Source organism: Streptomyces sp. NPDC032161 (genome assembly GCF_040636995.1).
In the GTDB taxonomy this organism is placed as follows: Bacteria; Actinomycetota; Actinomycetes; order Streptomycetales; family Streptomycetaceae; genus Streptomyces.
Map to the genome: position 1 here is coordinate 223059 of NZ_JBEZVN010000001.1, position 20486 is coordinate 243544.

The window sequence follows — 20486 nt, forward strand, 5'->3', positions numbered from 1 at the left end:
CCTCGTGTCGGGGTTCGGGGTCGGGGGTCGGCCGAGCGGGTCAGCTCTTGGTGAGGACGGAGCGGCCGAAGAACAGCAGGTTCGCCGGCTTCTCCGCGAGACGGCGCATGAAGTAGCCGTACCAGTCGGTTCCGTACGCGGTGTACACACGCATGCGGTGGCCCTCGGCGGCGAGCCGGATGTGCTCCTCGCTGCGGATGCCGTACAGCATCTGGAACTCGTACTCGTCCAGTTTGCGCCCTGCCTTGCGACCCAGCTCCTGGGCGATGGCGATCAGCCGGGGGTCGTGCGACCCGATCATCGGGTAGCCCTCGCCCTCCATCAGGGTCTTCAGGATGCGGACGTACGCCTTGTCGATCTCGGCCTTGTCCTGGTACGCGACGGAGGCGGGCTCCTTGTAGGCACCCTTCACGAGGCGGACGCGGCTGCCGGCGGCGGCCAGGCGGCGGGCGTCCTCCTCGGTGCGGAACAGGTACGCCTGGATCACGCAGCCGGTCTGCGGGAAGTCCTTCCGCAGCTCCTCGTGGATGGCGAACATGGAGTCGAGGGTGGTGTGGTCCTCCGCGTCCAGGGTGACCGTGGTGCCGATCGCGGCGGCGGCCTCGACGACCGGGCGGACATTGGCGAGCGCCAGCTCGTGGCCGCCGTCCAAGGACTGCCCGAACATGGACAGCTTCACGGACGTCTCGGCCCGGGTGCCCAGCTCCAGGTCCTTGAGACGGTCGATCAGCTCCAGGTAGGCGTCACGGGCGGCGGCGGCCTGCTCGGGGGTGGTGATGTCCTCGCCCACCACGTCGAGGGTGACCTCGAGGCCCTTGTCGGCGGCGTCCCGGATGATCGGGACCACCTGGTCGACGGTCTCACCGGCGATGAACCGGTCGACGACCTGCTTCGTGCCGGGCGCGGCCGAGATGAAACGGCGCATCTTGTCGCTGCGGGACGCGGCGAGAATCACGGGACCCAGCACGGGGCACCTCCACGGAAAGTACGAACGAAGGCCGTACCGGTGCGCGGGCAAACGCGGCGATACAGCACGGAGAACCACCGTGAAATCTAAGGATCTCTCCGATCCTGGGCCATCGACAGCTGTCACGCATCCGTTGCCCAGATCTCAGACATATGTCTGAAGGGGTGCGAGAATGGCCGGGTGAAGCGCGATTACCAGGAGCTGGTCGACGAGATCTCCGGACTGCTCGGCGCCCCCGCCACGCTGGAGAACCGCGATTTCGGCCTGATCGCCTTCGGGGCCCACGACAGCGACGACGACACGGCGATGGACCCGGTCCGCACCCGCTCGATCCTGACCAGGCGCTCCACGCCCGCCGTCCGTGCCTGGTTCGAGGGCTTCGGCATCACCCGCGCCACCGGCCCGGTCCGCATTCCGCCCGCCCCGGAGGCCGGGGTGTTCCGTGGCCGGATCTGTCTGCCGGTACGCCACCGGGGGGTGGTCCTCGGTTACGTGTGGCTGCTCGACGCGGACCCCGGTCCGACCGAGGAGCGGCTGGAGGCGGCGATGGAGGTGGCGGCCCGGATCGGGGTGCTGCTCTCGGAGGAGGCGCGGGCCGGTACGGACCTGTCGCGGGAGTTCGGCGCGGTCCTCACCGCCGGGCGGGGCTGGCAGCGCGACATGGCGGTGGCCGCGCTGCGCGAGTCGCTGGGCCGGGACGCGGAGGGACTTCACACGGTGGTGTGCGTGTCGCCGTGGCCGGACGAGGCGCCGTCGGTCGGTACGGTGCCGTCGGCGGCGGCGCTCTCCTCGGCCGCGGCGCCCGGACCGGCCGGTCCGCCCTCGCTGGCGGCGCTGGTCCGGCTGCGTTCCGCCGACTCCCTCGACCCGGCCCGCACCGCGGCCGGGCGGCTGTGCTCGACCGCCGGACGGGGCGCCACCGCCGGGATCGCGGCGGCCCGCCGGGGTCTGGCGGATCTCCCGACGGCCTGGCACGAGGCGTCGGCGGCGGCTCGCGCGGCGGCGGCCGAGTCCCGCTTCGGAACGGTCACCGAGTGGTCGGCGATCGGCCCGTACCGGATGCTGACGGCGCTCCCCGCGGAGTCGGCCGCGGACCCGGCGGTCCGCGCCCTGCTGGCCCCCGCGCACGCGGACCTGGCCCGCACCGCCGAGGTGTTCCTCGACTGCGCGGGCCAGGCGTCGCGGACGGCCGCCGCGCTCGGCATCCACCGCCAGACGCTCTACTACCGGCTCTCCCGCGTCCACCAGCTCACCGGCCTCGACCTGAACGACGGCGAGGACCGGCTGCTGCTGCACATGGCCCTCAAGGGCGCCCGGCTCTGAGCGGCGAGGAACGGGACACGAAGCCGGACACGAAAGGGGCAGGGCCCGGGGCGCGAAGACGGCTGAGGGCTGTCCCGCAATCCCTGGCGGGACGGCCCTCAGGGCATATTTCGTCGCGGGCCGGACGGGACTTTCGAAACACGCCCCAGCGGCCACGGGGACGCCGAGCCGCCGTCGCGCGAACACGACCGGGCGCGAGGCACCGGGCCGTGGGGACGCGAGGCCGGCCCTCGCTCCCCGTCAGCGGTCGTCGTCCGGAGCCGTGACCGGGCGGTCGCTGACGAGGGCCGCGAGCACCAGCGGGGCGTCGCCGTCGCTGTGGCCCACGGTCACCCCGGCCCAGCGGCCCGTACCGCCCACCGGGCCCCACACCACCAGGTCGCCGTAGAGGTCCTGCCGGAACAGCGCCTCGAACAGCGGATCCACCCGGGCGCCCTCCTGCCGTCGCAGCAGCGGCACATGGAGCAGGACCGCGTGATGCGGGCCCCAACGACGGTCCAATTCCGCGGCCAGGGCGGCGAGATGGGCCTCTGCCGCCTCCTGCGCGTCGTTCCACTCCAGGGCGTACACCCCGGTCAGCGCATCGCCCTCCCACAACGGAACGATGCGGAAGCCGTCGCCGCCGGTTCCGGTCCACTCCCCCGTCTCCGGGTCGCCCTCGGCCACCACGGGGCCGGGCCCCGGCAGCGGGACCGTCAGCAGCGCCTCGACGTCGGCCAGCGCCCGGGCGAGGGCGAAGGGCTCCCCGGCGCGGCAGGTCACAGCACCGCCCGGTCCATCGGACGGGGCAGCGGATCCAGCGCACCGGCGTCGCGCAGCCGCTCGTAGGCCGTCACCACCTCGGCGGTCACGTCCGCGCCCGCGTCCGCGATGCGCAACAGCACGCCGCCTCCCGGCAGTTCCTCCCGGGCGGCCTTCAGGTCGCCGGGCACGAGGGCGGCGCGCCCCGGGGAGAGATAGCCGGCCCGGCCCACCACGGGGTCGCCGACGGAGTACCCGGCGTCGTCCTCCAGCGCGTCGAGCACGTCGTCGTCGCTCACGTCACCGAAGTCCGGCTCCCACTCCCGGGCGAGCACGGCGAGGAGATCCGCCCCCGGGACCTCGGCACCGTCCGGCACGTGGAGCGTCATCACGAACGACTGGAGCAGGAACTCCGGTGCGCCCCCGGCGAGTCCGCTCAGCTCGATCCGCAGACCGGGCGCGTCCGTGCGGTGCAGCCGCAGCGCCGTGCCCGTGAGGTCGGACCAGCCCTCGGCCGCCTGCGCCACGCGCAGGGCGCCGAGCAGCGCCCCCTCGTCCGCGGGCAGTTCGGTCTCCGGGCCGGTCCCGTGCACCTGCCGCCACGGGCCCGCCCCGGTGGCGCCGCCCGGTGGCACCGCCCCGGGGAGCAGTGCCGTGATCCCGTCCAGCGTCCGCTTCCAGCGTCCGGCGAGCGCCTCGGCCGACTCCGGCCGGGGCCCCCAGAAGGCCCGCACTACACGTCGCATGCACTTTCCTCCGTCGAGCTTCGTCCTCGGGCGCGGCGGGCGGTCCCGGCCGAACGCGGCCGGACCGCCACCGCGTGCAGGCTACTCGTCGAAGGCCCCCGGTTTCCTGGTGCTGTCGTTCGGCTTCGGCTTCGTGTGCACCACCTTGATCGGCAGGCCCTCGTCCCGGAACGCCTGGCGGGCCGCCTTCGCCACGTCGGGGTCGGAGAAGTGCCACTCCACGGCCCGGCCGCCGGACGCCTCCACCTGGGCCCTCGCCTCGGCGACGAACTTGTCCTTGCCGGACTTGGTGAGCGTGCCCGGTTCGGTCTGGGACAGGTAGCTCTGGTAGCCGTTCTTGGCCTCCAGGAAGGTCTGCCTGCTGGAGTCCCAGCCGTCGTACTCCACGGCCGGCTTGCCCTCCTTGGGGTGCGGCACGACGTACTCCTGGCCCCGGTTGGTTCCGGTGACCTGCTCCTGGTAGCGCAGCCAGGACTCGTTCTTCCAGTTGGGCGCGGGGTTGCGGTCGCGGCTGGCCCAGTAGCCGTCGCCCAGGTCCGCCTCACCGAGCTTGTGGTCCTTGAGGTCCTCGGCCCAGGACGGCGGGTTGTAGTTGCGCGGGTCGGAGGTGTCGTTGCGGGTCGGCTCCGGGTACTTCTTCTTGTCCAGCTCGGCCTTGCGGGCCCGCTCCGGCTCCTCGAGGCGCTTCTGCTCCAGATGGGCGGCCCGCTCCTCGGCGCGCGCCTTCTCCGCCGCGGCCTTGGCCGCCTCGTCGCAGCCACCGTCCGCGAGGACGACCCGGCCGGTGGAACCGGACGCCAGCACGCCGGTGCCGGACCCCGCGACCCCCATGGTCCCGCCGCCGTAGCGCACCAGGGCCGGGCCGGACGCGATGACGCAGCCCGTGCGGCGCGCCGCGTCCTCCGCCGCGTCGGCGGCGTCGTCGGCCTCCTTGGCCGCCTTGCGCACACCGTCGAGGTCGCCGAGTTCGGCGGCCTTGCGGGCGCGGCGGGCCGCGCCTCCCGCATCGTCGACGGCCTTCGCCACCGTCTCGGCGATCTTGCCCAGCTTGCCGAGTTTGCCGACCTTGCCGACGACCTTCGCCACGTCGTAGCCGGGGATGAAGAGGGAGCCGACGTTCCAGATCACATCGGTGACGGCCCGGGTCTTCTCCCCGTTGTTCCAGCGGTCACGGACCTCGTCGCCGACGAAGACGTCGTCACCGACCTTGACGACCGTGTTGACCGACGCCGAGCCCCAGTCCCAGAGCGCCCCGAGGTAGTCGCCCTTGTCCCACTTGTCGGCGGCGTCCTTGGAGTCCTTCGACCACTGGTCGCCGAGCTGCTTGCCGTAGTCCGCGATGCCGGACCAGGTCTCGGGCTTGAACAGGTCGATGATCCCGGTGATGTCGCCCCAGACGCCGTCGACCGCCACGCCCTTGACGACCTGGGTCGTACGGTCCCAGGCGCAGCCGAAGAAGCCCCAGCCGCTGCAGTCCTCCTCGTCGTCCTTGCCGCCGCCGTCGTTCTTCCCTTCGCCGTCCTCGTCGGACGCGGGCGTGTCGTAGGCGGCCTCGGGCTCGTCGTCGTCCTCCGGGTACGTGTCCACGCCGCTGCCCGGCCGGCCGTCGTCGGGACCACCCGTGCCGCCGCTGCCGCCCGTGGAGCCGGACGAGGTACCGGTGGAACCCGAGGTGCCGCCGTTCGCCCCACCACTGCCGCCGTCGGCGTTCCCGCCGCTCGATCCGCCCCCGTTCGCGTTCCCGCCGCTCGCGTCGCCGCCGCCGTCGCCCGCGCCGGAGGGACCGCCGTTCGTGCCGCCGGTGACCGTGGCGCCGCCGTCCGCGCCCGCGCCGCCTCCGTCCGCGCCCGCGCCGCCTCCGTCCGCGCCCGCGCCGCCTCCGTCGGCGCCTCCGCCGTTCGCGGCACCGCCGTCCTTCCCGGGACCGGCCTCCACATGGCCCGAGCCGTCCCCGGACGCCGGGCAGGAATAGCCGCTCAAGGAGCAGATCGCGGCCTGGAGTTCCGCGGTGATCCGGCCGCCGAGGCCGCTCAGCGTCATGGCCGCGATCAGCGCGACGACGATCAGCACCAGGCCCAGGTACTCCAGGGCCGACTGCCCCCGGTCCCGGCGCCAGGTGATCATGTGGGAGAGCGAGAACCGGCGCTTCGCGCCACGTTCCCCGACGGGCTTCGCGCCCCGCTCCACCGGTGGCAGCAGGAACCAGGAACGGCTCTGCGCCCGCGTCAGGAGGACCAGGATCAGGATGGGCAGGAGCAGCTGTACGAAGCCACGCGCCGAGCCGTCCCCGATGTTGGCCACGCCGCCCAGGACCAGCCACGCCTGTACGGCAACCAGCCCCCACCAGACCCGTTTGCCGCCGGTGCGCAGGCGCCGGGCCAGCAGCAGGCCCAGCACACCGGGCGCGGCGGCGTACAGCAGGATGCCGAGGACCTGGGCCCCCATCGCGTACACCGCGAACGCCGAGCCCAGCAGGCCGAGCCCGCCCAGGACCGTCGCGCCGAACAGCACGAACAGCAGCAGCCGTGCCGTGTTGAGCGGACGCGGAAGCTCCCGGTGCCCCGGTCCCACCGGGGTCGGTCCCCCGGGAACCGGCACGCCACCGACAACAGACATACGTGCCCCCCGACCCCCGATGTCAGCAAGTCACATGACAGCGACTCACCCTAGGGTCGGGGCCGTCCCGCGTCATGGGCCTCAGGGCCCAACGCCGGGCCCACCCCGGGCGTGTGAGTCACCGTCACCGCCCGGAGGGGCCGTCGCCCGCATGGGCGAGCCCGCGCGGGCAGGTGCCGCGTGGGTGGGTGCCGCGTGGGTGGGTGCCGCGTGGGCGGAAAATGCGGGCGACGGGGTGGCAGGGGATGCGAGGGAAAGGGGTCCGTGGGCAGGCGGCGCGCTCCGGGCCGTACGCGGGCAGGGGACGCACACCGCGATGTTCGCGGGCGTTCCGGTACCGCGGGAAGCATGCCGCGCGAGGAACGCGACGCGAGCGGCGTCGTCAGGACGCACGCCCTTCGAGGACCACCTTCAGTCCGTCCGTCAGGTCCTGTGCGGACGGCGCCGAATCGCTGTCCATCAGCCACTGCACCATCACGCCGGCGAGCAGTGCCTGGCAGAACAGCCCGGCCACCCGGGCCTTCTCGGGGTCCTTCTCGGGGTCGATGCCGAGCATGTTCTCGGCCAGCCCGTCCCGCCCCTCGCGCTGCGGGCCGATCAGCGCCTTCCGCAGCTCCGGGTCCTGGTCGATCCGGGAGATGACCTCCATCTGGAGCTGCCAGACCGAACGGGTCCGCTCGTAGCTGTCGATCACCCGCTCCCAGGTGTCGCGGAACTGGTCGAGCGGCGTCCCGGGGGTCCCGCCGTCCTCGTCCGTGTCCTCGCCCCGCCGTTTCGTGAGCACATCGCCCCACTCCTCGGTCAGCTTGAGGAAGGCCAGGTTGAGCAGGGCCTCCTTGGAACCGTAGTGGTATCCGATGGAGGCGAGGTTCGTGCCGGAGGCGGCCACGATGTCGCGTGCCGTCGTCCGTGCGTACCCCTTGTCCAGCAGGCAGCGCTTGGCGCCTTCGAGCAGATCCTCACGGTGTCCCATGACAGCAGCGTACCCGGCATGCAGACGTCCGTGTAAGACGTACGTCTAGATGCCGGGCAGGCCGGGTGGGCGGGGGCGCCGTGAGGGCGCGGCCATCAGTCGGTCAGGTTCACCGTACGGGCGGAGGTGGCGCCGATCTCCGTGGAGATCTCGGCGAGCACCGAGGCCGGGACGTCGTCGTCGACGGTGAGGACGACCAGCGCCTCACCGCCCGCACCCGTCCGCGACACCTGCATGCCCGCGATGTTCAGACCGGCCTCGCCGAGGATCCGGCCGACCGTGCCGACGACGCCGGGGCGGTCCTCGTAGCGCAGCACCAGCATGTGGTCGGCGAGCGCCAGGTCCACGTCGTACTCGCCGACCGCGACGATCTTCTGGAGGTGCTTGGGCCCGGCCAGTGTGCCGGAGACCGCGACCTCGTCGCCGTCCGCGAGCGTGCCGCGGACGGTCACCAGGTTGCGATGGTCGGGCGACTCGGAGCTGGTGGTGAGGCGGACCTCGACACCGCGTTCCTGCGCGAACAGGGGGGCGTTCACGTACGACACGGTCTCGTCGACGACGTCCTCGAACACGCCCTTCAGCGCGGAGAGTTCGAGCACCTTGACGTCGTGCTGGGTGATCTCGCCGTACACCTCGACGTCGAGCCGGACCGCGACCTCGCCCGCCAGCGCGGTGAAGATCCGGCCGAGCTTCTCGGCGAGCGGCAGACCCGGGCGCACGTCCTGGGCGATGACGCCGCCCTGGACGTTGACCGCGTCCGGCACCAGCTCGCCGGCGAGGGCCAGGCGCACGGACCTGGCGACCGCGATGCCCGCCTTCTCCTGCGCCTCGTCCGTGGACGCGCCCAGGTGCGGGGTGCAGACGACCTGGTCGAACTCGAACAGCGGGGAGTCCGTGCAGGGCTCCTTCGCGTACACGTCGAGACCGGCACCGGCGACCCGGCCCTCCTTGAGGGCGGAGGCGAGCGCGGCCTCGTCGACGATGCCGCCGCGCGCGGCGTTGACGATGCGCACGGTGGGCTTCACCTTGTGCAGCGCCTCGTCGCCGATCAGGCCGACCGTCTCGGGGGTCTTGGGCAGGTGCACGGTGATGAAGTCCGACACCTCCAGCAGCTCGTCGAGCGAGAGGAGCTTGACGCCCATCTGGGCGGCACGCGCGGGCTGCACATAGGGGTCGTACGCGACGATCTTCATGCCGAAGGCGGACATGCGCTGCGCGACCAGGACACCGATGCGGCCGAGGCCGACGACGCCGAGGATCTTCTCGCTCAGCTCCACGCCGGTGTACTTGGAGCGCTTCCACTCGGCGTTCTTGAGCGCGGTGTTGGCCTGCGGGATGTTGCGCGCGGTGGCGATCAGCAGACCACAGGCCAGCTCGGCGGCGGTGACGATGTTGGAGGTCGGGGCGTTGACGACCATCACGCCGGCCTTGGTGGCGGCGGAGACGTCGACGTTGTCGAGGCCGACGCCCGCGCGGGCCACGACCTTCAGCTTCGTGGCGGCGGCGATGGCCTCGGCATCGACCTTGGTGGCGGAGCGCACCAGGATGGCGTCGACGTCGACGATCGCGGGGAGGAGTTCGTCACGGTCCGCGCCGTTGCAGTGCCGGATCTCGAAGTCCGGGCCCAAGGCGTCAACCGTGGCGGGCGACAGCTCTTCAGCGATGAGTACGACGGGTTTCGAGCTCACGTGAGTCCTCACAAGTCCAGTGCGGACGGCCGTCCCGACGGCCGCAGGCGGTGGAGGGGCTTGCCGCGTGGAAGACGCACGACACTGTGGGCCTGACGCGTGTATGTGTGGAGCAGTGTAGTCATGCGCCGGGACGCGCACTGCGCCCCGTTGGAAGGATCACCCACACGGAGTGGACGACTTGTACACACGCGTGCGCAGCCTCTTCCGGCGGTGAATGCGGCGGGGGCGGACCGGTGCTCCGGTCCGCCCCCTGGGCGTGCTTACGCGTCCTCGTCGTTGACCCAGCTCATGAGCTTGCGCAGCTCACGGCCCGTGGTCTCCAGGAGGTGGTCGCTGTCCGCCTTCTTGTACTCGTTGTAGCGGGGCAGACCGTTGTGGTACTCGTCCATCCAGTTCTTGGCGAAGGAGCCGTCCTGGATCTCCGCGAGGACCTTCTTCATCTCGGCCTTGGTGGCGTCGGTGATGATCCGCGGGCCGGTGACGTAGTCGCCCCACTCGGCGGTCTCCGAGATGGACCAGCGCATCTTCTCCAGGCCGCCCTCGTACATGAGGTCCACGATGAGCTTCAGCTCGTGCAGGCACTCGAAGTACGCGATCTCCGGCTGGTAACCGGCCTCGACCAGGGTCTCGAAGCCGGCCTTCACCAGGGCGGCGGTGCCGCCGCAGAGAACGGCCTGCTCACCGAACAGGTCGGTCTCGGTCTCCTCGGTGAAGGTCGTCTTGATGACACCGGCGCGGGTGCCGCCGATGCCCTTGGCGTACGACAGCGCCAGCGCGAAGGCGTTGCCCGTGGCGTCCTGCTCGACGGCCACGATGCAGGGAACGCCGCGGCCCTCCTCGTACTGGCGGCGGACCAGGTGGCCCGGGCCCTTCGGGGCGACCATGCAGACGTCGACACCGGCCGGCGGCTTGATGAAGCCGTAGCGGATGTTCAGACCGTGGCCGAAGAACAGCGCGTCGCCGTCCTTGAGGTTGTCCTTGATGGACTCCTCGTAGACCTTGGCCTGGATCGGGTCCGGGACGAGGATCATGATGACGTCGGCCTCGGCGGCGGCCTCGGCCGGGGTCACCACGCGCAGGCCCTGCTCCTCGGCCTTGGTCTTGGACTTGGAGCCCTCGTGCAGACCGACACGGACGTCGACACCCGAGTCGCGCAGCGACAGCGCGTGGGCGTGGCCCTGGCTGCCGTAGCCGATGACCGCGACCTTGCGGCCCTGGATGATGGACAGGTCGGCGTCGTCGTCGTAGAACAGCTCGGCCACTGGGTCTCTCCTTGGTGTGCGGGTGGTGCGTCCCACCGTACGGCGGGATACGTCGGAAACGCTTACTGATCTCGCCATACGGGCGGCGAGGGGGCGACGTCCCGGTGCCGCCGCGACGGGGGCACCGGGACCGGCACTAGGCCGTACGGTCGAGGGCGCGCAGCGACCGGTCGGTGATCGAGCGCGCGCCGCGCCCTATGGCGATGGTGCCGGACTGGACCAGCTCCTTGATGCCGTACTGCTCCAGCATCCTGAGCATGGCCTCCAGTTTGTCGGCGCCGCCGGTGGCCTCGATCGTGACCGCCTCCGGGGAGACGTCCACGGTCTTGGCGCGGAACAGCTGGACGATCTCGACGATCTGGGAGCGGGTCTCGTTGTCGGCGCGGACCTTCACCAGGACGAGCTCCCGCTGGATCGCAGCGGAGGGCTCCAGTTCGACGATCTTGAGGACGTTCACGAGCTTGTTGAGCTGCTTGGTCACCTGCTCGAGGGGCAGGCCCTCGACATTCACGACGATGGTGATGCGCGAGATGTCGGGGTGTTCGGTGGTTCCGACCGCGAGCGAGTCGATGTTGAAGCCGCGGCGGGAGAACAGGGCGGTGATCCGGGCGAGGACACCGGGCTTGTTCTCGACCAGGACGGAGAGCGTGTGCTTGGTGGACATGGCGTCGGTCTCTCTCGGTCTCTCAGTCGTCTTCGTTGTCGCCGAAGTCGGGGCGGACCCCGCGGGCGGCCATGACCTCGTCGTTCGAGGTACCGGCGGCGACCATCGGCCAGACCATGGCGTCCTCGTGGACGATGAAGTCGATGACGACGGGACGGTCGTTGATGGAGTTGGCCTCTTCGATGACCTTGTCCAGGTCGGCCGGGTCCTCGCAGCGGATGGCGTGGCAGCCCATGGCCTCGGACAGCTTGACGAAGTCCGGGACGCGGGTGCCCTTCGCCGGGACGCCCTCGGTGTCGGCACCGGAGTGCAGCACCGTGTTGGAGTACCGCTGGTTGTAGAACAGGGTCTGCCACTGGCGGACCATGCCGAGCGCGCCGTTGTTGATGATCGCGACCTTGATCGGGATGTTGTTGAGCGCGCAGGTGGTGAGTTCCTGGTTGGTCATCTGGAAGCAGCCGTCGCCGTCGATGGCCCAGACGGTACGGTCCGGCGCGCCGGCCTTGGCGCCCATCGCGGCCGGGACCGCGTACCCCATCGTTCCGGCACCGCCGGAGTTCAGCCAGGTGGCGGGCCGCTCGTAGTCGATGAAGTGGGCGGCCCACATCTGGTGCTGGCCGACGCCCGCGGCGAAGATCGTGCCCTCGGGGGCGAGCCGGCCGATGCGCTGGATGACCTGCTGCGGGGACAGGCTGCCGTCCTCGGGGAGGTCGTAGCCGAGCGGGTAGGTCTCGCGCCAGCGGTCGAGGTCCTTCCACCAGGACGCGTAGTCACCGACATGGCCCTCGGTGTGCTCGGCCTGGACGGCCTGGACGAGGTCGGCCAGGACCTCGCGGGCGTCGCCCACGATCGGCACGTCGGCCGCGCGGTTCTTGCCGATCTCGGCGGGGTCGATGTCGGCGTGGACGATCTTGGCGTACGGGGCGAAGCTGTCCAGCCTGCCCGTGACGCGGTCGTCGAACCGGGCGCCGAGGGCGACGATCAGGTCGGCCTTCTGCAGCGCGGTGACGGCGGTGACCGAACCGTGCATGCCCGGCATTCCGACGTGCAGCGGGTGGCTGTCGGGGAATGCGCCGAGCGCCATCAGTGTGGTGGTGACGGGCGCTCCGGTGAGCTCGGCGAGGACCTTCAGTTCGGCGGTGGCCCCCGCCTTGATGACGCCGCCGCCGACGTACAGCACCGGGCGCCTGGCCTGGGTGATCAGCTTGGCGGCCTCGCGGATCTGCTTGGCGTGCGGCTTGGTGACCGGACGGTAGCCGGGCAGGTCCTGGGTGGGCGGCCAGCTGAACGTGGTCTGCGCCTGGAGGGCGTCCTTGGCGATGTCGACGAGGACGGGGCCCGGACGGCCGGTCGAGGCGATGTGGAACGCCTCGGCGATGGTGTGCGGGATGTCCTCCGCCCTGGTGACGAGGAAGTTGTGCTTGGTGACCGGCATGGTGATGCCGCAGATGTCCGCCTCCTGGAAGGCGTCCGTGCCGATCGCCTTGGAGGCGACCTGGCCCGTGATCGCGACCAGCGGGACGGAGTCCATGTGGGCGTCCGCGATCGGCGTGACCAGGTTGGTGGCGCCGGGGCCCGAGGTGGCCATGCAGACGCCGACCTTGCCGGTGGCCTGCGCGTAGCCGGTGGCGGCGTGTCCGGCGCCCTGCTCGTGACGGACCAGCACGTGACGGACCCGGGTGGAGTCCATCATCGGGTCGTAGGCCGGAAGGATGGCGCCGCCGGGAATGCCGAATACCGTGTCGGCCCCCACCTCCTCGAGGGAGCGGATGAGGGACTGCGCGCCCGTGACGTGCTCAACGGTGGCGGCGGGCGATCCGCCGTTACGGGCCCGCGGCTGGGGATGGTGGGCCCCTGTGGCCTGCTCGGTCATCGGCATTCTCTTCTCGAAGCTGAGGGTTCGTGCGGGGTGTTCTGCGGCGTTTGCGTGGTTCCGGTGCAACAAAAAACCCCTCGTGCCATGAGGCAAGCGAGGGGAGCGCGTCGGTGCGGTCTGCAGAGTGCCATCGAGGGACTCTGCTTCAGCCGACGCGCTGTCCAAGTACGAGAATTCGGGTGCGCATGGCATCGACCCTCTCTCCGACGCACACGACGTGTCAAGTGGGTGGGACGGGCGTCTCAGCATGTGAGCCGCTGAGGAGTGGGATCGAGCCGCCCGTCAGGACGGGTTCCGCGGTGACGGTGCCGGGCATCGGGAACGTCCCCCGGGTCAGGGCGCGGCGCAGCCGGTACTCGTCGAGCGGCCCGGAGAACGCCATCCCCTGTCCGTGCGTACAGCCCATGGCGCGCAGGGCCAGGACCTGTTCCGGCACGTCGACCCCGTCGGCCACGGACTGCATGCCCAGGTCGCAGGCGATCCGCAGCAGGCCGCTGGTGATCTTGTGGAGGCGGGCGGACTCCACGACGCCTTCGACGAGACCGCGGTCCAGTTTGAGCACGTCGATGGGGAGCCGGCGAAGCGCGTTTATGGCCGCGTATCCGCTGCCGAATCCGTCGAGCGCGATGCGCACGCCGAGACGGCGCAGTGCCACGAGGCGTTGTTCGAGTTCGTCGAAGGGGATCCGGGGATCGCTCTCGGCGACCTCGATCATCAGGGTGCCGGAGGGCAGGCGGTGCCGGGTGAGCAGGGCCTCGATGGAGCCGGACGGCGTCCCCTTGTCGAGCAGTCTGCGGGCGGGGAGCCGGACCGCGACGGAGACCTGGTGTCCGGCCCTGGCCCGGTCGGCGGCCTGCTCGATGGCCTCTTCGAGGAGCCATCGGCCGAGTTCGGCGGTGCGGTCGCCGTCCTCGGCGACGCGGAGGAACTCGGCGGGGGTGAACAGGATGCCCTGGGCGGACCGCCAGCGCGCCTGGGCGGCGACGGCCGCCACGGTGCCGCTGGCCAGGTGCACCACCGGCTGGTGGAGCAGGGCGAACTCGCCGTCGCGCAGCGCGTTGCGGAGCCGGGCGGCCAGCTCCGAACGGCGGACGACCTCGGCCTGCATCTGCGGGGCGTACAGCTCGACGCGGTTCTTGCCGCCCGCCTTGGCCCGGTACATGGCGAGGTCGGCGTTGCGCATGAGGTCGCTGGGGGTGATGCCGGGCTCGGCGAACGCGACCCCGATGGACGCGGCGACCCTGACCTCGCCGGGGCCGACACCGACGTGGTAGGGCCGGGAAAGGGTGAGACGGAGCCGGTCGGCGATCTCGTGGACCTGGCACTCCCGGGCGGACTGGTCACCCGCGCCGTCGCCGAGGATGATCGCCGCGAACTCGTCGCCGCCGAGGCGGGCCGCGGTGTCGCCGGCCCGGACGGACTCCTGGAGACGGCGGGCGGCCTGGACGAGGAGTTCGTCGCCCGCCTGGTGGCCCAGACGGTCGTTGACCGCCTTGAAGCCGTCGAGGTCGATGAAGAGCACGGCGGTGCCCGCGTCGCCGGTGCGACGGCCGCCGAGGGCCTGCCGTACACGCTCGGTGAACAGGGCACGGTTGGGCAGGCCGGTGAGCGGGTCGTGCTCGGCGTTGTGCTGCAACTGGGCCTGGAGCCGCACACGTTCGGTCACGTCGCGGCTGTTGAGGATCAGCCCGCCCTGATGGCGGTTGACCGTGGACTCGACATTGAGCCAGTCGCCCGTGCCCGATCTGAAGCGGCACTCGATCCGGGTGGTCGGTTCCTCGCTCTGCGGGGCGGCGAGGAACCGGCGCAGCTCGTGGACCACGCCACCCAGGTCGTCGGGGTGGATGACCGAGGCGAGTTGGGTACCGACCAGGTCCTCGGCGTCGCGCCCGTACACCCCCGCGGCGGCGGGGCTGACGTAGCGCAGGACGCCGCTGGGGGCGGCGATCATGATGACGTCGCTGGAACCCTGCACCAGCGAGCGGAAGTGGTTCTCCTTCTGCGCCAGCTCCTGGGTGAGGGCGATGTTGTCGACGAGCATGATGGCCTGCCGGACCACGAGGGCGAGCGCCACCGTGCAGCCGGTGAAGACCACGACGCGGTCGACCGTGCGGCCCTCGACGGCGTTGTAGAGGATGCCGAGGGTGCAGACGGCGGCGGCGAGGTACGGCGTGAGAGCGGCCAGCGAACCGGCGATGGGCCGACTGCCGGCCTGGCGCGGCGCTTCGCGCGGCGCGAGGGCGTCGCCGGAGGCGGCGCGCACGCCCCAGGGGGCGTAGGCGAGGAGCAGCGAACCGGCGAACCAGCCGGCATCCAGCAGCTGGCCGGAGTGGTATGCCTGCCGCAGCAGCGGCGAGGTGAACAGCGCGTCGGACAGGACCGTCACGGCGAGTGCGGCGATGGCCGTGTTCACCGCGGAGCGGTTGATGTTGGCGCGGCGGAAGTGCAGAGCCAGCACCATGGAGACCAGCACGATGTCGAGCAGCGGATAGGCCAGCGAGAGCGCCGCCCGGGCCACGCTCGTCCCCCCGGCGTCCGTGAGGTGCGCGGTGTGGGCGAGGGCGAGGCTCCAGGAGATGGTGAGGAGCGAGCCGCCGATCAGCCAGGAGTCGAGCACGAGGCAGAGCCATCCGGCCCGCGTGACGGGACGTTTGGCGAGGACGAGCAACCCGATGACGGCGGGCGGCGCGAAGCACAGGAAGAAGACGTCGGCGAGGGAAGGGCTGGGCACCCGGACCCCCTGCACGACCTCGTACCAGCCCCAGACGGCGTTGCCCCCGGCCGCCATGAGCGAGGAGAACGAGAACAGCAGCCAGGCCGGGCGGCACCGGTCGCCGTCGGCGCGCGCGTAGAGGAAGCAGGAGACGGCGGCGATCAGCGCCGCGGCGCTGAGGCCGAAATCCCCCATGAAGAGCGCCACTTCCGGCGAGCCCCAGCCGAGGGCCGCCCCGACCGCGTAACCGCCGCAGACGAGGCCGAGCAGGATCTGCGAGACCATCGCACCGGTCCCGCCGACGGCCGACCGCCGGGCCAGGAACGCCCCGAAGGCATCGCTCGGCGCGCTCACCGGCGCACACCCGGCGCCGCCCGGCGCACGCGCGCCCGGCACACCACTGGGATCCGTCCGCGGTCGGCCACCCCCGCCGACGCGCGGACGGGCGTCCGGCATCCGCCGTCGGAGCACGGCAGCCGTCGGCCGCCGTGCCGTGTCGGATCGTTCGCCCCTCGGCCGTACATCACCCATCGCCCCCTCGTGTGTTGCGTCCTCCCCGGCACCGTCCCTCCTCGGCGCAGCGCCCCTTTCGGGACGATACACCAGACTGGTCACTCAGGGACATAGTTCATCTACGCTGCGTAACGATCAAGGTGAGGGTCGAGACGGAGCGCAGTCATACGGGCCCGTAGCGTGGTCGCTTCATGGGTATCCGGTGATCATCCTGTGCTTCGCGCCCTGGCCGTCCCGCGCTGCGCAACATGATCAACCGGTGGTGTGCACGACGTTCCGCAACGGCTCCCCCGCCGCGAAGCGGCTCAGTTGAGCGGTCAACAGGCGCTTGGCGCGCGGCAGGAACGCGGAGCTGGTACCGCCCACGTGCGGGGAGACGAGGACGTGGGGAGCGTGCCAGAGGGGGTGTCCGGCCGGCAGGGGTTCCGGGTCGGTGACGTCGAGGGCCGCGCGCAACCGGCCGGACTCCAGTTCGGCCAGCAGCGCTCCGGTGTCGACGACACCGCCCCGCGCCACGTTCACGAGCAGCGCGCCGTCCGGCATCGCGGCGAGGAACTCCGCGTCCACCAGCCCCTGTGTGGACGGGGTCAGCGGGGTGGTCAGCACGACGACGTCCGACTCGGGCAGGAGCGCGGGCAGGTCGTCGAGCGTGTGCACGGGGCCGCGCTCCGTCGTCCGCGCGGAGCGTGCGACGCGTGCGACGCGTGCGCACTCGAAGGGCGCGAGCCGGTCCTCGACGGCCGCGCCGATCGCCCCGTACCCCACGATCAGCACGGACTTGTCGGCGAGCGCGGGATAGAAGCCGGCCCGCCACTCCTCCTGGTCCTGGCCGCGGACGAATCCGGGGACGTCGCGCAGGGAGGCGAGGATCAGGGTGAGGGCGAGCTCCGCGGTCGACGTCTCGTGGACTCCCTTGGCGTTGCACAGCCGCACTCCCGGGGGCAGCTCCCCGAGGCTCGGTTCCACGTGGTCGACGCCCGCGGTGAGCGTCTGCACGGCCCGGACCCGTGTCATGGCCGCGAACGGACGGGTCGCGGTCCCGGCGTCCGACATGTACGGCACGACGTAGAAGGCGCAGTCGGCCGGGTCCGCCGGGAAGTCCCCCGTGCCGTCCCAGAAGCGGTAGACGAGGCCGTCCGGAAGCCCCTCGATCTCTTCGGCGGGATACGGCAGCCATACGTCGTGGGGCCGCGTCGAAGCGGTCGGCGTCGTGGTGGTGGCCCGGGTCGCCGGAGCGGTCGTGGTCGTCGTGGTCGTCGAATTCGTCGGAGTCATGGTCAGAAGGCTATTGCCGGTCCCGGCACCGGGCCGCGTCCGGGCAGCGCGCGGGGAGGGCCCGGGCCGTCAGGAGCCGTACGGGGAAAGGCGGTCGGCGGGAGGCTGCGCGAGGCGTGGCGGTCGGCAGAGGTTAGTTTGGGGTGCGTTGTGGTCCCGTGACGGCGGGGCCGAGGGAGGGTTCGGGGAGTTGGAGCGCAGGAGTCTCGGTGCGGCGGCGCTCGCCGTGGGTGCGGTCGGACTTGGCTGTATGCCGATGAGCTGGGCGTACAGCGCGTCGCAGCGGCGCGGTGACCGAGCGCTGCGTGCGGTGCACGCCGCGCTCGACGCGGGGGTCCAACTGCTCGACACCGCCGACATGTACGGCCCCTTCACCAACGAACTGCTGGTCGGCCGGGCACTGAAGGGCCGCAGGTCCGATGCCTTCGTCTCCACCAAGTGCGGCCTGCTGGTGGGTGATCAGCACATCGTCGCCAACGGCCGGCCCGGATACGTGCGGCGTGCCTGCGACGCCTCGTTGCGACGGCTGCAGACCGATGTGATCGACCTGTACCAGCTCCACCGGGCCGACCCCGAGGTGCCGGTCGAGGAGACCTGGGGCGCGATGGCGGAGCTGGTGACGGCCGGCAAGGTGCGGGCGCTCGGGCTGTGCGCGGTCGGGGCGCGCGCTTCCCGGCGGCTCGGGGCCGGCATGTACGACGAAACGATCCGTCAGCTCGATCGGGTGCAGCAGGTCTTCCCGGTGAGCGCGGTCGAGGCCGAGCTCTCGGTCTGGTCGCGGGAGGCCCTGGCGTCGCTGCTTCCCTGGTGTTCGGCGCGAGGCGTGGGGCTCTTGGCGGCGATGCCGCTGGGGAACGGTTTCCTGACGGGCACCCTGACTCCGGGACAGGGCTTCGAACCGGACGACCTGCGGGCGCGGCACCCCCGGTTCACGGCCGAGATGATGGCCGCGAACCAGCCGGTGGTGGCCGGGCTGCGCCGGATCGCCGAGCGGCACGGGGCGACCGTGGCGCAGGTGGCGCTGGCCTGGGTGCTGCGGCAGGGGCCGCACGTGGTACCGATCCCGGGGACCAAGCGGGAGCACTGGGTGGTGGAGAACGCGGGGGCGGCCGGGCTGCGGCTGACCGAGCGGGACCTCGTGGAGATCGCCCGGCTGCCCCCGGCACGGGGGTCCTGGGACTGAGCCCGGGACCGGGGGCGGCGACGGGACGGCCCGGGCCGGTCGCGCGGGGTCCGTGGGGCGCGGCCTCGGGGACCGGAGCCCCGTTCCGGAGGCGTGGCCGTGGCGTTCCGGCGTCGTGCTCGTGGCGCCGATCGGCCGAGGAGATCGGCCGGGACGGGCGTCCCGGGGCGGGGGCTCGGTGTAAGAACGGTATCCGGGTCGTCGAAGGCGTTGAAGGGACCGGTGCTGTGCGCGGTGTTCTGTTCGGAACGGTACGAGGCCGAGGCTCCGCGGGCGGTGGCGGGCGGCCTCGACGCGCTGCCCGGGGCGTGGCCGGGGCCTCGCTGGCCGCGGGTGCGCTCCTGCTGGCCTCGGGGTGTTCCTCGGACGTCGGTGCCGTCGGCGGGCAGGTCGGCGGCGTGCCGCCGTCCCGGACCGCCGCCCCCTCCGCCACCGGCCCGGCGGCCACACCGTCCGCGACGGACGCCCCGCCGCCCGCGAAGGGCTCGGTGCGGGTGGTCTCCACGCTCACCGAGGGCCTCGACTCGCCGTGGGGGCTGGCGGAACTGCCCGACGGCGATCTGCTGGTGTCCTCGCGCGACAAGGGCACGATCACCCTGATCGACGGGAAGAGCGGGAAGAAGACCCTGCTCGGCGCCGTACCGGGGGTCGCACCGGGCGGGGAGGGCGGGCTGCTGGGCATCGCCGTGTCCCCCGACTACGGTTCGGACCGTCTGGTGTACGCCTACTTCACGACCGCGTCCGACAACCGGATCGCGCGCATGCAGTACGACGAGAACGGCACGACGCCGGGCCGCCTGCTGGGCGCGCCGGACACGATCCTGCGGGGCATCCCGAAGGGCTCAATCCACAACGGCGGGCGGATCGCCTTCGGCCCGGACCACATGCTGTACGCGGGCACAGGTGACACGGGCGACGACCGGCTGGCGCAGGACAAGAAGTCGCTGGGCGGGAAGATCCTGCGGATGACCCCCGACGGCAGGCCCCTGCACGGCAACCCGGAAGCCGACTCCGTGGTGTATTCGTACGGACACCGCAATGTGCAGGGGCTGGCCTGGGACCAGCACAAGCAGCTGTGGGCGTCCGAGTTCGGGCAGGACACCTGGGACGAGCTGAACCGGATCGTGCCGGGCGGCAACTACGGCTGGCCACAGGCAGAGGGGAAGTCCGGGAAGAGGGGATTCATCGATCCCGTGGCACAGTGGAAGACGTCCGAGGCGTCCCCGAGCGGGATCGCCTTCGCCGAGGGCTCGATCTGGATGGCGGCTCTGCGCGGTGAGCGGCTGTGGCGGATCCCGTTGTCCGGCAAGGAGGAAGGGGAACCCCTGGCGGCCCCGCAGTCGTTCCTGGAGGGGAAGTACGGCCGTCTGCGCACCGTGCTCGCCGCGGGCGGCGACAAGCTCTGGCTCGTGACGAGCAATACGGACACGCGCGGCACCCCGAAGCCGGGAGACGACAGGATCCTGGTGCTGGAGGTGCGGTAGCGACTACAGCGGTGAAAGGGCGTGCGGCCGGTGTTCAACTTCTTCGAGGAAATCTTCGCACCGGGTCGCAGGCACGCCGCCGAGGAACGCAAGCGGCTGGAGTTGTCCCGTGTCGATCTCGGGGTGGGCGACCCGGGACGCGGTCCGATAGATCTGGCCTCCGGGAAGGTCGTCGTCCGCGCGCCCGGGAGCGGCAGGGCGCCCGATGGCGATCGGCCGGACGACGACGGGTGCGCCCCGTCGGCGGGCCGGGGTCCGGCGCCGGAGGCCGTGTCCCGCCGCATACCGGGGGCCGCGTCTGCTCGCACACCGGACGTGGACTCGGCCACGGACGCCGATGCGGGCCCGGGCGCTGAGACGCGCGACGGCGGCGCTTCGGAGGGCGGCGCCGGGGCGCGGCCCTAAGGGCTGTCGGATTCGTCGGGTTCGTCGGAGTGCGTCCGGTACGGCGCGGGGCCG

The 20486-nt window shown here is 71.9% G+C and carries 15 protein-coding genes; 4 read left to right on the forward strand and 11 right to left on the reverse strand.

Going from position 1 to position 20486, the window contains the following annotated elements; all coding sequences use genetic code 11:
- Window positions 1-40: 40 nt before the first annotated feature.
- On the reverse strand, window positions 41-967 hold the full coding sequence (locus AB0E67_RS00950; RefSeq protein WP_362019214.1) for a proline dehydrogenase family protein: 927 nt from the start codon (window positions 965-967) through the stop codon (window positions 41-43).
- A gap of 180 nt (window positions 968-1147) precedes the next feature.
- On the opposite strand from AB0E67_RS00950, the gene AB0E67_RS00955 reads away from it, so the two are divergent.
- Window positions 1148-2290, forward strand: coding sequence for a helix-turn-helix domain-containing protein (locus tag AB0E67_RS00955; protein ID WP_362019217.1), 1143 nt, complete (start codon window positions 1148-1150; stop codon window positions 2288-2290).
- A gap of 240 nt (window positions 2291-2530) precedes the next feature.
- On the opposite strand, the gene AB0E67_RS00960 is transcribed toward AB0E67_RS00955, so the two are convergent.
- From AB0E67_RS00960 to AB0E67_RS01005, 10 genes are all read right to left on the reverse strand, one after another.
- On the reverse strand, window positions 2531-3052 hold the full coding sequence (locus tag AB0E67_RS00960) for a hypothetical protein (RefSeq protein WP_362019220.1): 522 nt from the start codon (window positions 3050-3052) through the stop codon (window positions 2531-2533).
- Window positions 3049-3777, reverse strand: a complete 729-nt coding sequence (locus AB0E67_RS00965; protein WP_362019223.1) for a hypothetical protein — start codon at window positions 3775-3777, stop codon at window positions 3049-3051. The genes AB0E67_RS00960 and AB0E67_RS00965 overlap by 4 nt, the downstream gene beginning before the upstream one ends.
- A gap of 81 nt (window positions 3778-3858) precedes the next feature.
- Window positions 3859-6393: a Tox-REase-5 domain-containing protein gene (locus AB0E67_RS00970; RefSeq protein WP_362019226.1), complete on the reverse strand. Its 2535-nt coding sequence runs from the start codon at window positions 6391-6393 to the stop codon at window positions 3859-3861.
- Between the two features lie 382 nt (window positions 6394-6775).
- On the reverse strand, window positions 6776-7366 hold the full coding sequence (locus AB0E67_RS00975) for a TetR/AcrR family transcriptional regulator (RefSeq protein ID WP_362019229.1): 591 nt from the start codon (window positions 7364-7366) through the stop codon (window positions 6776-6778).
- Window positions 7367-7461: 95 nt separating this feature from the next.
- Complete coding sequence (serA, locus tag AB0E67_RS00980) at window positions 7462-9054, reverse strand: phosphoglycerate dehydrogenase (protein WP_362019232.1); 1593 nt, start codon at window positions 9052-9054, stop codon at window positions 7462-7464.
- 263 nt (window positions 9055-9317) lie between these two features.
- Window positions 9318-10319: a ketol-acid reductoisomerase gene (gene ilvC / locus AB0E67_RS00985; protein ID WP_351521410.1), complete on the reverse strand. Its 1002-nt coding sequence runs from the start codon at window positions 10317-10319 to the stop codon at window positions 9318-9320.
- Window positions 10320-10455: 136 nt separating this feature from the next.
- Window positions 10456-10983, reverse strand: a complete 528-nt coding sequence (ilvN, locus tag AB0E67_RS00990) for an acetolactate synthase small subunit (protein WP_073784708.1) — start codon at window positions 10981-10983, stop codon at window positions 10456-10458.
- 22 nt (window positions 10984-11005) lie between these two features.
- Window positions 11006-12862: an acetolactate synthase large subunit gene (locus tag AB0E67_RS00995; protein WP_362019237.1), complete on the reverse strand. Its 1857-nt coding sequence runs from the start codon at window positions 12860-12862 to the stop codon at window positions 11006-11008.
- A 217-nt stretch (window positions 12863-13079) separates the two neighbouring features.
- Complete coding sequence (locus tag AB0E67_RS01000; RefSeq protein WP_362021343.1) at window positions 13080-15857, reverse strand: EAL domain-containing protein; 2778 nt, start codon at window positions 15855-15857, stop codon at window positions 13080-13082.
- A 480-nt stretch (window positions 15858-16337) separates the two neighbouring features.
- On the reverse strand, window positions 16338-17360 hold the full coding sequence (locus AB0E67_RS01005) for a 2-hydroxyacid dehydrogenase (RefSeq protein ID WP_362019240.1): 1023 nt from the start codon (window positions 17358-17360) through the stop codon (window positions 16338-16340).
- A 226-nt stretch (window positions 17361-17586) separates the two neighbouring features.
- On the opposite strand from AB0E67_RS01005, the gene AB0E67_RS01010 reads away from it, so the two are divergent.
- The 3 genes from AB0E67_RS01010 (at window position 17587) to AB0E67_RS01020 (ending at window position 20432) form a co-directional block, all read left to right on the forward strand.
- On the forward strand, window positions 17587-18543 hold the full coding sequence (locus AB0E67_RS01010; protein WP_362021346.1) for an aldo/keto reductase: 957 nt from the start codon (window positions 17587-17589) through the stop codon (window positions 18541-18543).
- Window positions 18544-18851: 308 nt separating this feature from the next.
- On the forward strand, window positions 18852-20027 hold the full coding sequence (locus tag AB0E67_RS01015) for a PQQ-dependent sugar dehydrogenase (RefSeq protein WP_362019243.1): 1176 nt from the start codon (window positions 18852-18854) through the stop codon (window positions 20025-20027).
- A gap of 30 nt (window positions 20028-20057) precedes the next feature.
- The gene (locus AB0E67_RS01020; protein ID WP_362019245.1) at window positions 20058-20432 is read left to right on the forward strand and encodes a DUF6191 domain-containing protein; all 375 of its coding nucleotides are present in this window, start codon (window positions 20058-20060) and stop codon (window positions 20430-20432) included.
- The last annotated feature ends 54 nt before the right edge of the window (window positions 20433-20486 follow it).

What these genes read in the sequence shown, in the direction of transcription:
- AB0E67_RS00965 (WP_362019223.1), bottom strand. Translation starts at nt 3,777, where the DNA reads ATGCGACGTGTAGTGCGGGCCTTCTGGGGGCCCCGGCCGGAGTCGGCC.
- AB0E67_RS00970 (WP_362019226.1), bottom strand. Translation starts at nt 6,393, where the DNA reads ATGTCTGTTGTCGGTGGCGTGCCGGTTCCCGGGGGACCGACCCCGGTG.
- AB0E67_RS00975 (WP_362019229.1), bottom strand. Translation starts at nt 7,366, where the DNA reads ATGGGACACCGTGAGGATCTGCTCGAAGGCGCCAAGCGCTGCCTGCTG.
- ilvN (WP_073784708.1), bottom strand. Translation starts at nt 10,983, where the DNA reads ATGTCCACCAAGCACACGCTCTCCGTCCTGGTCGAGAACAAGCCCGGT.
- AB0E67_RS00995 (WP_362019237.1), bottom strand. Translation starts at nt 12,862, where the DNA reads ATGCCGATGACCGAGCAGGCCACAGGGGCCCACCATCCCCAGCCGCGG.
- AB0E67_RS01000 (WP_362021343.1), bottom strand. Translation starts at nt 15,857, where the DNA reads ATGGTCTCGCAGATCCTGCTCGGCCTCGTCTGCGGCGGTTACGCGGTC.
- AB0E67_RS01005 (WP_362019240.1), bottom strand. Translation starts at nt 17,360, where the DNA reads ATGACTCCGACGAATTCGACGACCACGACGACCACGACCGCTCCGGCG.